Below are 12,739 nucleotides of genomic sequence, written 5' to 3'. Positions count from 1 at the left end.
TCATCCTTTTCAAAACCCCGCCTTGAGCGGGTTTTTTTGCTTTCTGGAGTATCTCATGGCTGATATCGCCATTTTTGAAGATAACGCCTTTGGCGTTGCTGCACTGACTGCCGCCATCAACGAGCAGGAGCTTGTGCCCGGTCGCTTGGCTGCCCTTGGCTTGTTTGAGGAGGAGGGCGTGACCACTCTGACCGTGCAGATTGAGAAGGACGGTGACAAGCTGGCTCTGGTGCCGGCTGGCGATCGCGGCGTCTCGGGTCTGGTGGTTGGTGCAAGCAAGCGCATCCTGTTGCCCTTCAATACTGTGCACCTGCCTGAACGCTTCACTATCGGGGCGGACGAAATCCAAGGTATCCGAGCCTTCGGTACCCAATCCGAGCTGCAGGCGGTTCAGGATGTGGTGAACAAGCGGCTCGACAAGGCGCGCCGCCAACTGGATGCGACCCACGAGTTCCATCGCATGGGGGCGTTGAACGGCAAAGTGCTTGATGCCGACGGCCAGACGGTGTTGCTGGACATCTATGATCGCTTTGGCGTCCAGCGTCAGACCATGTCGATGGGGCTGAATGACCCCGAAACTAACGTGCAGGTGCAGTGCGTGGAAGCGCTGGACATGCAGGAGGATGCTCTCGGTAACGTCACTACCACTTCCTCGCGGGCATTCTGTGGCAAGACTTTCTGGAAAAAGCTGATCTCGCACCCATCGGTGGTCGATACCTATAAGGGCAGCCAGCAAGCCGCTGCGTTGCGCGGTGATGGCCGCGAAGGGTTCGAGTTCGGCGGTATCAGCTGGGAACGCTACCGCGGCAAAGTTGCCGGCGTCGCGTTCATTGCTGACGACGAGGCCCGCCTTGTACCCGAGGGTGTTCCTGAGATGTTCCTCTCGGCCTATGCACCGGCTGACTACATGGAAACGGTCAACACCCAAGGGCTGCCTTACTACAGCAAGCTCGAACCACTGCCGTTTGGTAAAGGTGTTGCCGGCGAGGCCCAGTCCAACCCGCTGCACATCTGTACCCGACCCCGCGCAGTCATTCGCCTGACGCTCTGATCATGGGCTTTCGCGACCTGATCGACAGTGTCGATGGCGCGGTGTTTGAAACGCTTGGCGATACTGCATACATCGAAGGGCGCGAGGTGCTGGGTATGTTCTCAGCACCCTGGCTGCAACCGAAGTTTGGCGGCATCAACACTGCCTTGCGTGAGCCGCACCTGGTGATTCGCGTTTCAGATTCAGATGGTGTCCAGGTGCGGCAGCAGGTCCGCGTCGAGCTGTCTGTCCATGATGGCGGTGGCGAATACACCTTGACCCGCCTTGAGCCTGGTGGCGATGGGCTGGTCGCTCTGATTCTGAGGATCAACCCATGAGCGCTGGCAGCTATTACAAGCAGTCAGCCCGTGAAGGCATGATCACCTTGCAGCCGTCGGCTACCGATCTGCAGGCGTTCAAAGACTTCGCAAATGTAGTGCCAAAAGCAGCTGCAGCCGCCCAGCGCCGGGCGATCAATAAAACCTTGCGTTGGCTGCGCAAGGAGATTGCTAGCGCTGTAGGTCGAGAGGAACGGATTGCTGTTTCGGCAGTTCGGCAACGTCTGAGAGCCTATCCAACTAAAGGTAGCGAAGGAGGCAAGCTTTGGTTTGGCATCAACCCTATCGAGGCCAGCCGAACTGGGCGACCGCGCCAGACTCGTACGGGAGTTTCGGTGGCGGGGCGACGGTATCAGGGTGCTTTTTTCAAGCGCGTATATGGCGGTCGCGCGGACATCTGGATTCGCACGCATAGCAAACACTTTGATGCGGCTAACTATCCCCATAGTGATGTCGGCAAGGGTGGGCGGACGGGCTGGATCTCAGAGTCTGAAAACGACAGTCGTTACCCTCTCGCTAAAGCCAAGGTGTCTCTGGATGAGGTACGGCCTCACTTTGAAAAATGGGTAAAGCGCGCTGATCAGCGGTTGCTGGAGGTGCTTCGGCAGGAACTGAACTATGAGCTTCAGAAGTACCTGGGAGGTATAAAACGTGTCTGATGAGCCGTTTAGTTTGGATGCCCTGTATGGCGCCATTGAACAGCATATTCGCGATGCCATCGCGGGGCTGGCCTATGTGGGGACCATGCCGGACATGCTTGAGCGTATATCCCTTCCTGCGGTTGTGTTGGAGCTTACCGAACTGGAGCCCGGAGAGGATCAGGGCACTGGCGAAGCGGCCCTGATCGCTCGGTTTGAGGCCCGTGTGATTGTGGGGTCTGAGCTTGAGCAATGCCATCAGAAAGCTGCATTCGCTGCGTCCCAGCTCGCGGTGTTGCTGCGTATGCAGACGTGGGACGTGGCCGTGGGGCATGCTGAGTTTGTGCGCGCAGCACAGGACTGGACGCGCCCCGAGCTTGACGGCTATGCCGTCTGGGCCGTTGAGTGGACTCAGCCGATTTGGCTTGGCACGGAGGAATGGCCGTGGCCGGATGAATTCGGGGGTTACCTGAAATTCACCGACTACCCGGACGAGCAGAAGGGGGCCGCATGAGTTCTGCCGTTGCTGAGCATGACCGGATGTTGTCGGGGTTGATCATTCCTTGCAGCGTGGTCGGTGTTGATTTGGCTGCGGCGATGGTGCGGGTTTCTGATGGTGCTGGCTGGACCAGTGCCTGGGTGCGTTGGCACAGCCAGGCCGCTGGCAAAGCCCGTCATTGGCGAGCCCCGAGCATGGGTGAGCAGGGCACTTTGATCAGTCCCAGCGGCGAGCCCGCGCAGGGCACCTTCGTGCCAGGGCTGTACGGCAACGCCGGTGCCCAACCGGACAACCGCGACCACGTCGAGGTGTGGCGTTTCGATGATGGCGGCTCGCTGGTCTACGACTGGCAAGCCAAGAGCTACAGCATCAGCCTGCCCAGCGGCACCGTGGTCATCAACGTCGGTGACAGCAGTGCGGTCGTTACGGATAACGCGATTGATGCTGCAGCCGCCAATATCACGTTGACCGGTGCTGTGCAGATCAACGGCGCGTTACGGGTAACGGGCGACATCAACGGCGACGGAAAGATCATCGACGCCGGTGGCAACACCGCAAACCATAAACACTGAGGTCGTTATGGCTGAAAAAGATGAGTTGGGCCCCGTTAATGGTTTCGACCGCCATCAGGTCAGAAAAATGATTGATAACCAAGTCACTCAGCACTTTGACCATTACCGCATGCTGTCCTTCTGGAGGCGCTTGCTGGCAGGCGAGAATGACCCTGAAGAAATCGCAAAAGGTATTTGTATGGCGTTGAGCGGTGGTCGATACATTAAAAAACCGGACACCCGCGTTATTAACAACGTCACCATTCAGGCGCCTCCTGGCTCATGCCCGGAGAGCATTGCGCAAGAGCTTAAGAAGGTTCTTGATGACCTGAAGTTGCAAGCTGTCCGATAGCCTGCTGAGGCTTATCAACCACGGCCCGCCAATTGAGCGGGCTTTTTTATGCCTGGAGAAAAGATATGGCTACCCCGAAGAAGGCCGAAGCACAACCTGCTGACGCCGGAATGTTGGTGTTCCGCGACACGGCCTACACCACCCGCGTGCTGATCCTGCAGGACGGTCGCCAGTTGGCGGTCGCCCGTGGCCGGGTGTCGGTACCGCCTGACGACACCGTCGCCCTGGAATACCTCGGCAAGCACCCGGACATGAAGCCGCTGCAGGAGTAATCCCATGATCGGAGTGGACCGACGCACAGGCCAACCGCTGTCTGGCATCGAGCATCTGCGGCAGTCCATCGAAGACATTCTCAGCACGCCCATTGGCAGTCGGCGCATGCGCCCGGAGTACGGCAGCAAGCTACGGCGCTTTGTCGACCTGCCGGTAAACGACGGTTGGAAGAGCGCGGTTCAGGCTGAGGTGGCGCGGGCGCTGGGTCGCTGGGAGCCGCGCCTGAAGCTGGAGCGCGTTCGGGTGGTTGCAGTAGTGGGCGGCAAGATCACGTTCCAGCTGACTGGGCAGTACCTGGGCGACAGTGCAATTTTGGAGGTGACGGCATGAGTACCGTGGATTTGTCGGCGCTGCCCGCGCCCCCGGTGCTGGAAGACCTCAACTTTGAAGAGGTCTATCAGGAAGACCTTTCGACCTTTCGGTTGCACATGGGTGATAACTGGAGCGCGGCACTAGAAAGCGATCCGGTGACCAAGCAGCTTGAGGTCGGCGCCTACCGGAAGTTGGGCAACCGGGCTCGGATCAACGATGCCGCCAAGGCGCTGATGCTGGCCCATGCCAAGCGAGGTGACCTTGATCAGTTGGCCGCTAACGTTGAACTCAAGCGGCTGGTGGTACAGGCCGAGGATTTGACGGCTGTCCCACCGCTTGCCGAAGTCCTCGAGGAAGACGACGCCCTGCGCGAGCGGGTGCAAATGGTCTATGAAGGTCTGACCACGGCCGGGCCACGGAACAGCTACATCCTGCACGCGCGCAATGCCTCGGGCCTGGTGGCCGATGCTTCGGCTGAGAGCCCGTCACCGGCAACGGTAGTGGTTACGGTGCTTGGCTTGCTCGGTGACGGTGTGGCCGACGACGAGCTGCTGGACGTGGTGCGCGACGGCCTGAGTGACGAAGACGTAAGGCCGCTGGGTGATCGGGTGATTGTGCAGTCGGCCGAGATCCTGCCGTATCGCATTGATGCCGTGGTTTACATGGCCGGTACCGGCTCGGAGAACGAGGCCATTCTTGCCGAGTGCGAGAAGCGCCTGAAGGCGTGGATCAATCCACGGCGCCGGTTGGGCGTTGAAGTGTCGCGCTCGGCCATTGATGCGCAATTGCACATTGATGGCGTGGTGAGGGTGGAGCTGACGGGCTGGGCGGATATAAAGCCCACCAAAGCCCAAGCGGCCTGGTGTACTGACTTTGACGTTGTGCGGGGGCCGTAGACATGAAAAGCCTTCTTCCGCCCAACAGTACATCACTGGAGCGGGCGATTGAGGCCGCTGCCTATGAAAGCCCCGAGATACCGCTACGGACGCTGTACAACCCGGACACCTGCCCAGCGCATTTGCTGCATCAGCTTGCATGGGCCTGGTCGGTCGACCGCTGGGACGAAACTTGGTCGGAGGCGGTCAAGCGCTCGGTCTGCCGCTCGGCGTTCTTTGTGCATTCCCGAAAGGGCACCATCGGCGCGATTCGACGCGTGGTCGAGCCCTTGGGCTACCTGCTCAAGGTCACCGAGTGGTGGCAGACCGAACCCATGGACGAGCCCGGCACCTTCGCCCTGGAGGTGGGCGTGCTCGATACCGGCATCAGCGAGGAAATGTACGCCGAGCTGACCGCGCTGATCGATGACGCCAAGCCGGTCAGTCGGCACATGAAGGGGCTGAACATCAGCCTCGAAACGCCCGTGAACAGCTATGTCGGTATCGCGGTGTATGACGGCGATCAGATCGACGTGTACCCGTGGGAAAACCCCGATATCGACGTGCAGGTACAGGGCTTCCAAGGCGTGAATGACTACACCCTCGACGAACAGGATGTATACCTGAATGGTTAATCAAAACTCGATCTTCGGCGGCATGCTGACTACGGTCGGTGCCGCCAAGAAAACCAACTGTGACGCCCTTGGGGTGCCATGGCAGCCGAGCCATATGTTGATCGGCGATGCCAATGGCGCTGATCCGGTACCGAATTCGGAGCAGACCAAGCTGATCAATCAGGTCTACCGCGCACCGCTGAATCAGCTGTATGTGTCACCGACCGACCCGAACGTGCTCGTAGCCGAGCTGGTGCTGCCGCCCAATGTCGGTGGCTGGTGGATTCGTGAACTGGCCCTGGAGGACATCGACGGTGTTTTCTCGGCGGTGGCCAATTGCGCACCGAGCTACAAGCCGCTGCTGGTGCAAGGCTCCGGTCGTAACCAAGTTGTGCGGATGCACATCGTTACCAGCGGCACGGCCAACATTCAGCTCAAGATCGATCCGAGCGTCGTGTTGGCAACGCGTGAGTACGTCGACACGGCGATCATCGCGGCCCTGAACAAACAGGACTTCAAAAATTCGGTGCTGGTAGCGACCACTGAAGCCATCGCGCTCAATGGTCTGCAGTCCGTTGACGGCATACCGGTACCGGCCGGCGCCCGGGTGCTGGTCAAGGACCAGCTTGTAGGCAAGGACAATGGTCTCTATGTAGCGGCGGCCGGCGCATGGGTTCGTTCAGTTGATGCCGACGCCAGTGTTGAGGTAACCCCCGGTCTGTTCGTTCACGTCGAGCAGGGCGCGACCAACGGCGACAGTGTCTGGCAATTGACTTCAGACGCACCGATTACCTTGGGTACTACCGCGCTGACATTTGAGCAGGTGGTGGGGCGTACCGGTGTGGCAGCGGGCACCTACACCAAGGTGACCATCGACAAGAATGGTCGTGTGATTGCCGGGACGAACCCGACAACATTGGCGGGGCTTGGTATTACCGATGCGTACACCAAGCCTGAGGTGGATTCGATTGTCGCCCAGTCCTCGGCGCTGCCGGTAGGTGCGGTGCTGCCGTTCACGAAAGCCGCCGTGCCACCTGGGTTCCTTGAGCTTGATGGCAGCGTGCAAAGCAGCGCGGCTTACCCCGATCTGGCCGCTTACCTCGGTACGACGTTCAACAAGGGCGACGAGCCTGCCGGTTACTTCCGGTTGCCGGATTCGCGTGGCGAGTTCCTGCGGGGCTGGGACCATGGCCGTGGTGTTGATACTGGGCGAGCACTTGGCAGCCGCCAGGATGCGTCGATTGTCTCGGCGGGTGACGCGGCAATGACGGGGGCGAGCGTTGTAGGGTTCTACAACGACCTCAACGACGATGCAGCAGCGTTCCGGGCGCGGCTGAATTCTGACGGGGTTCCGTCAGTCCTGCCGAATGTTCAGTACGTTGGTATCGGCGCAAACATTAGCGGGCCTGGGACAGCTGCCGCAATGTATGTCCGCCCGCGCAACATTTCCGTGATGTGGTGCATCAAGGCCTGGAACGCTCCAGTCAATCAGGGAAACATCGACGTTGCAGCTCTGGCGCCGTTGGCGGCCCAGGCGACCGAGGTTAATCAAGGCACGGCAAAAGTCGCAACTAACGCGCAAATGCTTGATAGCGCGAACGATTTGGTCATGCCGACACCGAAGAAGCTTCGTTGGGGCTTCTCAATCGGCCTGGCGAGCAATGGCTACATCGCTTTTCCTTCCTGGCTGGGTGGCCTGATTGTTCAGTGGGGCCGGGGTAAAAACGCAACGGCTGGCCCAATTACGGTGTCGTTCCCTATCGCATTCACAACTTCTAAATTTTTCGATCACGCAGTGCCGATCGTAGCCTCCCCAACGGGTTGGGACACATCGCAAACAGCTGGGGATGCGTCTAGAACGCAGTCAACATTTAATCGGCGTGCTGGCAATGGCTCTTCTACTAACTCACCAACAAATTTTGATGTTTATTGGTTTTCGATTGGGTACTGAGGGGAGGGGTTAGGTATGCGCTATTACAGTAAATCGACTGGCTCTACATACATAGCTGGTCTGCACGGCTCGATGCCAGCAGATGCAGTCGAAATCACTGATGAGCTTTACATGGCGGTGATCGGCAACCCTCCCACTGGCAAAGCTCGCGCTCACGATGAACGCGGTCTGCCATACCTTGTCGATGCCCCTGAGGTGGCCCCAGATCCGGCAGCACAGGAACGCCAGTGGCGCGATGCTGAGTTGGCATCTGTCATGTGGTTGCGAGAGCGGCACCGGGATCAACTGGAAATCGAAGCCCCGACGAGCATTGATGCGGAGCAGTTCAAGGAGCTGCTGGTGTACATGCAGGCCCTGCGCGACTGGCCCCAGTCGGAGCAGTTCCCCATGATCGAGCACCGACCCGTGGCGCCGCCCTGGATCGCCGAGCAATACCAATAACGCCCCGCACTGTCGGGGCGTTTTCGTTCCTGGCTTCACCCTTTCAAAAGCCCCGCACGCCGGGGCTTCTTCATGTCTGGAGATTGTTCTATGAGCTTCTTTCACGGCGTTACCGTAACGAACGTCGATACGGGGTCGCGCACGATCTCGCTGCCGTCGTCCTCGATCATCGGTCTGGTCGACACCTTCACCGAGGCTCCGGCCTTCAGCGCCAAGGTCAATGACCTGGTGCTGATCACCAGCGAGCGTGAAGCCATCGCGGCGTTTGGCCCTGACTCGGCCATCACCAAGGCCTGCCAGGCCATTTACCTGCGCGCCAAGGCGGTGATCGTCGCGTGTGGCGTGGCCAAGCTGGAAGACCCCGCGCAGCAAACCTCGGCGATCATCGGCGGTGTCAAACTCGACGGTACGCGTACCGGCCTGCAGGCGTTGCTGGACGGCAAAAGCCGTTTCAACGCGCAGCCGCGGCTGCTGGTTACCCCGAAACACAGTTCGACCCTGGCGGTTGGTACCGCACTGGTGGCCCTGGCCGACAAGCTGCGCGGCCTGGCCATCCTCGACGGCCCGAACACCACCGATGAGGCGGTGATGGAATACGCCGAGAACTTCGGCGCGAAGCGTGCCTACCTGGTCGACCCTGGTGTGCAGTACTGGGATACCACGGAAAGCGCAACGGTCGATGCGCCGGGCTCGGCCTGGGTGGCTGGCCTGTTCGCCTGGACCGACAACGAGTATGGCTTCTGGGCCTCGCCGTCGAACAAGGAGTTCGTCGGTATCACCGGTACCACGCGCCCGATTGAGTTCTTGGACGATGACGAAACCTGCCGGGCCAACCTGCTCAACAATGCGAACGTGACCACCATCATTCGTGATGACGGCTTCCGCCTGTGGGGTAACCGCACTCTGTCCAGCGATCCGAAATGGGCGTTCGTTACCCGTGTCCGGACGATGGACATCGTCATGGACGCGATCCTCTACGGCCACGAGTGGGCGGTCGACCGCTCGATCACCGCGACCTACGTCAAGGACGTGACCGAAGGCCTGCAGGCGTTCATGCGCGACCTGAAGAACCAAGGCGCAATCATCAACTTCGAGGTCTTCGCGGACACCGAGTTGAACACCGCCAGTCAGCTGGAGCAGGGCAAGGTGTTCTGGACCATCCGTTTCACCGATGTGCCGCCTGCCGAAAACCCAACCTTCCGGGTCGAGGTCACCAATCAATGGCTGACCGAAGTCCTCGATGCCGCCGCTTAAGGAGCGCACACCATGGCAATGATTCCTCAAACCCTGGCGAACATGAACCTGTTCGCCGACGGCATCAGCTTCCAAGGCGATGTGCCCAGCCTGACCCTGCCCAAACTGGCCCTCAAGACCGAGGAACACCGTGCCGGTGGCATGGATATGGCGGTCGAGCTTGACCAGGGCATGGAGAAGATGGAGGCCGGGTTTGTCACCACCGGCGTGCGGCGTGAGTCGCTGAAGTTCTTCGGCCTGGCGGATAGCACGGCGTTCAATGGCACGTTCCGGGGTTCCTTCAAAGGCCAAAAGGGTGCGATCACCCCGGTCGTGGTCACCCTGCGCGGCATGCTGAAAGAAGTCGATATGGGCGACTGGAAGGCCGGCGACAAGGCCGAGATCAAGCACAACGTGGCGGTCACCTACTACAAGCTGGAGATCGAAGGCCGCGTGATGTACGAAATCGACCCGCTTGGCATGAAGCGCGTTATCAATGGCGTCGACCAGCTCGCCGCTCAACGTTCGGCCCTTGGCCTGTAAGGAAAGCCCCCGATGACTCAAGCAAAGAAAACCCCTAGCTGGCTGACCCTGAGCGCTGACCGCGTGGTGGTCAGGCTCTCCCGCCCCGTTGAGGCCAATGGCGTGCAGGTTGATAGCTTGTCCCTGCGAGCGCCGACAGTGCGTGACATTCGCAACGCACAGTTGACTGCAGGCACTGACGAAGAGCAGCGCGAACTGAACCTGTTTGCGTCTCTGGCCGAAGTCAGTCCAAAGGATCTGGAGGGGGTGGCGCTGAAGGACTACAGCCGTCTGCAGACCGCTTACTTTCGCCTGGTGCAAGACGACGAACTTTGATCCGGCCGTGCAAAAGATGGTGGCAAAGCGGCTCGCCAAGGAGCTGAACTTTTCCGCCGCCGAACTCATGACCATGTCGTTTTCCGACATGGTCTGGTGGCTCACGGATTGAGCCTGCTTTCGCACGCATAGGGGTTTCCGATGGCGAACAAGCTGGCGTTAGGGCTGGTGATCGGCGGCGCCGTCAGTGCGACGGTGGGTGCCGCCTTCAGCACGGTCGAAGGCCGTATCAAAAAACTGGAGCAGCAAGGCAACAACGCCAAGGTGTTGAAGAACACCATCGGCGAAACCATGCGCTTGCGCGATGAGTGGAAGAAGGCGCATGACAGCGGCGCGGCCTCGGCCAGTGGCCTGCTGCGCAAGCTGGAGTCCAATCTGGATAGTCTGCGCAAGCAGGGCGTGGAAGTCGGGCGACTGGCCAAGGAATACCAAGCCCTCGGCCGGGTAGCCAAGGGCGTTGATCTGCAGATGAAAGGCCACCAGCAGATCGAGCAGGGCAAGGCCAGCCTCAAGTCGGGGATCGGCCAGGCCGTGGCTGGTGTCGGTGCAGTGGCGGTACCGACCACGATCAGCGCGGGCTATCAGGCAATCATCCGCGACATTGCGATCAAAGCCGACGTGGCCAACAAGCCACAAGAACAGGAAATGACCCGCGCTATTATCCAGACCTCGCAGGATACGGGGATGGGGCGCAACGACGTGGCCGACCTGGTGAACCAACTGGTCGGCGCCGGTATGGAGCTGGACAAGGCGCTGGCCTATGCGCCGGTCGCGGCCAAGTTTGCGGTCGGTCAGGGTTCTGGCGGTGAGGACACGGCCAAGATGATCATGGCGCTGCAACAGAACGCCAAGATCAGCGACCCCAAGGTCATGGAGAAAGCCCTGGAAGGCATTGCGCTGCAGGGCCAGGCCGGTAGCTTTGAAGCTGCCGACATGGCCAAGTGGTTTCCGTCACTGCTCGCCGGCATGGAGAGGCTGGGCATCAGTGGCCCGGACTCAGTGGCCCAGCTGGGCGCGATGCTGCAGGTGCAGATGAAGACGGCCGGCAGTTCGGATGAAGCGGCCAACAACCTGAAGAACTGGATGGAGAAAATCGGTTCGGGGGATGTGGTCAAGGCGTACAAGGACGCTGGCATTGACTACAACGCGTCGCTGAACACTGGCATACAAGACGGTATGTCGACGCTGGAGTCGAGCTTTGCCCTGGCGCAACGCTACGTCGAGGCGACCAATCCCGAGCAGGCCAAGAAAATGGCCGAGGCGACGGCCAAAATCAGCAAGGAGACTGATCCGGCCAAAGCACAGGCCATGCTCGACTCCTTGGAAAAGGCTCTGCGTACTGGCGATATCTTCGCTGACATGCAGGTCAAGGCGGCGCTGACTGCCTACGCCGCCAACCGGGGCTTGTACGAGAAGCTGAAAACCGACGCCAAAGACGCCACCGGCATTCTCGACAAGAACCTGGCCGAGCGCCGGGAAACCTCGGCGCAGATGTGGAAGGAAATGGGGCACGCTGTGGATGACAGCATGCGTGCCATTGGCGATGCCATTCGCCCGGCAACGGACATGGCAGCCCAAGGCCTGACGTGGGTGGCCCGTTCGCTGACCCGCGTTACTGAATCGGCCTCGCCGCTGGTGCTGGGGGTTACTGCACTCGGCGCCGGTTTCATCGCCCTGAAAAACGCGATGGCCGTGCTCAAGATCGGCAAGGGCATGCTCAACGTCGCTAGGGGCTCGATGATGGGCGACCCCAAGGTCGTGCAGCGCGTGTTCGTCACCAACGCCCCAGCGGCGGGGGGTGGCAGCAGCGGCGGTGCGGGCGACCTTGGCGACGCGGACGGCAAGCGCGATAAGCGCAGCAAGGGCGGCAAGGGGCGCTCCGGTAGCGGTCTGAGCGTCGGCAGCGTGGTCAAAGGTGCAGCCGCCATCGCGGTCGTTGACGCAGGCATGAAGGCCGTCGACACCTACCAGAACGCCGAAACCCGAGACGAGAAGGCCGAGGGTTACGGCGAGGCGGCAGGCGGTCTGGCAGGCACTCTGGCGGGTGCTGCTGCCGGTGCTGCGGTCGGTTCCTTGGTGCCGGTAATCGGTACCGCCGTGGGCGGTGTGGTCGGCGGTATCCTGGGCTCAATGGGCGGGACGGACCTCGGCGGCTGGGTGGGTAAAAAGCTGTTCGGCGGCGAGGATGATCCGGTTGCTGAGGCGCCTGCTGCTGCACCGATCTCGCTGCTCAAGCCGGTTCAGGTTGGCCCGACCGTGCCAAGCCTTGGCGCGACGGCGCAAGCCTTTGCCCCGAAGGTCGGGCCGATTGCCGCTCATGCGGTAGGGCCCGTGTCGCAGCCCGTCGTGGCCTCAACGCCGGTGTCCTATGACCCGCGCGACCCTGGCGCAAAAGACCCGTTCCTGCTGCCCGCGCTGAACAACAAGGTCAGGTTTCCGGGCGCCGAGCCGGTGCGGCCTGATGCGCTGCCACCGCCGCCAAACATGGGGGATGTGGTGCGCTCGATGGCGGTGCCCAAGCCTGCTGCCGAGGCGGTACCGGCGATCCTCAAGGCGCCGGAGGCGAGCAAGCCCGAGCCTAAGCCTGAGCCGCCCAAGATCGACCAGCAGTTCACGTTCTCCCCGGCGCTGTCTGTGACGGTTCAGGGCGATGTGAAAGATCCCAATCAACTGGCCCATTATCTATGGCCGAGCCTGCAACGCATGTTCGATGACTTCAGTCGCCAGGCTGCAGCCCGTCAAATGTTTGATGCCCCGCATGTGGGCTAAGGAGG

Annotated in this window: 16 protein-coding genes; all 16 read left to right on the top strand. The window is 60.7% G+C overall.

Annotation, left to right across the window (positions count from 1 at the left end):
* Positions 1 to 55 precede the first annotated feature (55 nt).
* The 16 genes from CS390_RS15170 to CS390_RS15095 all read left to right on the top strand — a co-directional run bounded on the left by CS390_RS15170 (position 56) and on the right by CS390_RS15095 (position 12,734).
* A complete protein-coding gene (locus CS390_RS15170; protein ID WP_099775242.1) occupies positions 56 to 1,051 on the top strand; it encodes a major capsid protein in 996 nt (331 codons plus the stop codon).
* A 2-nt stretch (positions 1,052 to 1,053) separates the two neighbouring features.
* Complete coding sequence (locus tag CS390_RS15165) at positions 1,054 to 1,368, top strand: hypothetical protein (protein ID WP_099775241.1); 315 nt, start codon at positions 1,054 to 1,056, stop codon at positions 1,366 to 1,368.
* The gene (locus CS390_RS15160) at positions 1,365 to 2,027 is read left to right on the top strand and encodes a hypothetical protein (RefSeq protein WP_099775240.1); all 663 of its coding nucleotides are present in this window, start codon (positions 1,365 to 1,367) and stop codon (positions 2,025 to 2,027) included. The genes CS390_RS15165 and CS390_RS15160 overlap by 4 nt, the downstream gene beginning before the upstream one ends.
* Positions 2,020 to 2,520 (top strand): hypothetical protein, encoded by a 501-nt coding sequence (locus CS390_RS15155; protein WP_099775239.1) that lies wholly within the window; start codon positions 2,020 to 2,022, stop codon positions 2,518 to 2,520. The genes CS390_RS15160 and CS390_RS15155 overlap by 8 nt, the downstream gene beginning before the upstream one ends.
* Positions 2,517 to 3,077, top strand: a complete 561-nt coding sequence (locus CS390_RS15150) for a phage baseplate assembly protein V (protein WP_099775238.1) — start codon at positions 2,517 to 2,519, stop codon at positions 3,075 to 3,077. Before CS390_RS15155 ends, CS390_RS15150 begins: the two co-directional genes overlap by 4 nt.
* Positions 3,078 to 3,084: 7 nt before the next feature.
* Complete coding sequence (locus CS390_RS15145) at positions 3,085 to 3,408, top strand: hypothetical protein (RefSeq protein ID WP_099775237.1); 324 nt, start codon at positions 3,085 to 3,087, stop codon at positions 3,406 to 3,408.
* A 65-nt stretch (positions 3,409 to 3,473) separates the two neighbouring features.
* Positions 3,474 to 3,680, top strand: coding sequence for a hypothetical protein (locus tag CS390_RS15140; RefSeq protein ID WP_099775236.1), 207 nt, complete (start codon positions 3,474 to 3,476; stop codon positions 3,678 to 3,680).
* 4 nt (positions 3,681 to 3,684) lie between these two features.
* Positions 3,685 to 4,011 carry a GPW/gp25 family protein gene (locus tag CS390_RS15135; RefSeq protein WP_099775235.1) on the top strand — a complete coding sequence of 109 codons (327 nt, stop codon included), beginning with the start codon at positions 3,685 to 3,687 and terminating at the stop codon, positions 4,009 to 4,011.
* On the top strand, positions 4,008 to 4,889 hold the full coding sequence (locus tag CS390_RS15130) for a baseplate J/gp47 family protein (RefSeq protein ID WP_099775234.1): 882 nt from the start codon (positions 4,008 to 4,010) through the stop codon (positions 4,887 to 4,889). The genes CS390_RS15135 and CS390_RS15130 overlap by 4 nt, the downstream gene beginning before the upstream one ends.
* Positions 4,890 to 4,891: 2 nt before the next feature.
* Positions 4,892 to 5,503, top strand: a complete 612-nt coding sequence (locus tag CS390_RS15125; protein ID WP_099774347.1) for a phage tail protein I — start codon at positions 4,892 to 4,894, stop codon at positions 5,501 to 5,503.
* Positions 5,496 to 7,433: a phage tail protein gene (locus CS390_RS15120; protein WP_099775233.1), complete on the top strand. Its 1,938-nt coding sequence runs from the start codon at positions 5,496 to 5,498 to the stop codon at positions 7,431 to 7,433. Before CS390_RS15125 ends, CS390_RS15120 begins: the two co-directional genes overlap by 8 nt.
* Before the next feature lie 15 nt (positions 7,434 to 7,448).
* Positions 7,449 to 7,874, top strand: a complete 426-nt coding sequence (locus CS390_RS15115) for a phage tail assembly chaperone (protein WP_099775232.1) — start codon at positions 7,449 to 7,451, stop codon at positions 7,872 to 7,874.
* A 90-nt stretch (positions 7,875 to 7,964) separates the two neighbouring features.
* A complete protein-coding gene (locus CS390_RS15110) occupies positions 7,965 to 9,128 on the top strand; it encodes a phage tail sheath family protein (RefSeq protein WP_099775231.1) in 1,164 nt (387 codons plus the stop codon).
* 12 nt (positions 9,129 to 9,140) lie between these two features.
* Complete coding sequence (locus CS390_RS15105) at positions 9,141 to 9,650, top strand: phage major tail tube protein (RefSeq protein WP_099775230.1); 510 nt, start codon at positions 9,141 to 9,143, stop codon at positions 9,648 to 9,650.
* 12 nt (positions 9,651 to 9,662) lie between these two features.
* On the top strand, positions 9,663 to 9,965 hold the full coding sequence (locus tag CS390_RS15100; protein ID WP_099774352.1) for a phage tail assembly protein: 303 nt from the start codon (positions 9,663 to 9,665) through the stop codon (positions 9,963 to 9,965).
* A 141-nt stretch (positions 9,966 to 10,106) separates the two neighbouring features.
* The gene (locus CS390_RS15095; RefSeq protein WP_099775229.1) at positions 10,107 to 12,734 is read left to right on the top strand and encodes a phage tail tape measure protein; all 2,628 of its coding nucleotides are present in this window, start codon (positions 10,107 to 10,109) and stop codon (positions 12,732 to 12,734) included.
* Positions 12,735 to 12,739 lie beyond the last annotated feature (5 nt).

The organism is Pseudomonas sp. HLS-6 (assembly GCF_002753995.1).
In the GTDB taxonomy this organism is placed as follows: domain Bacteria; phylum Pseudomonadota; class Gammaproteobacteria; order Pseudomonadales; family Pseudomonadaceae; genus Aquipseudomonas; species Aquipseudomonas defluvii.
This window is presented reverse-complemented; position numbering and strand designations above follow the sequence as displayed.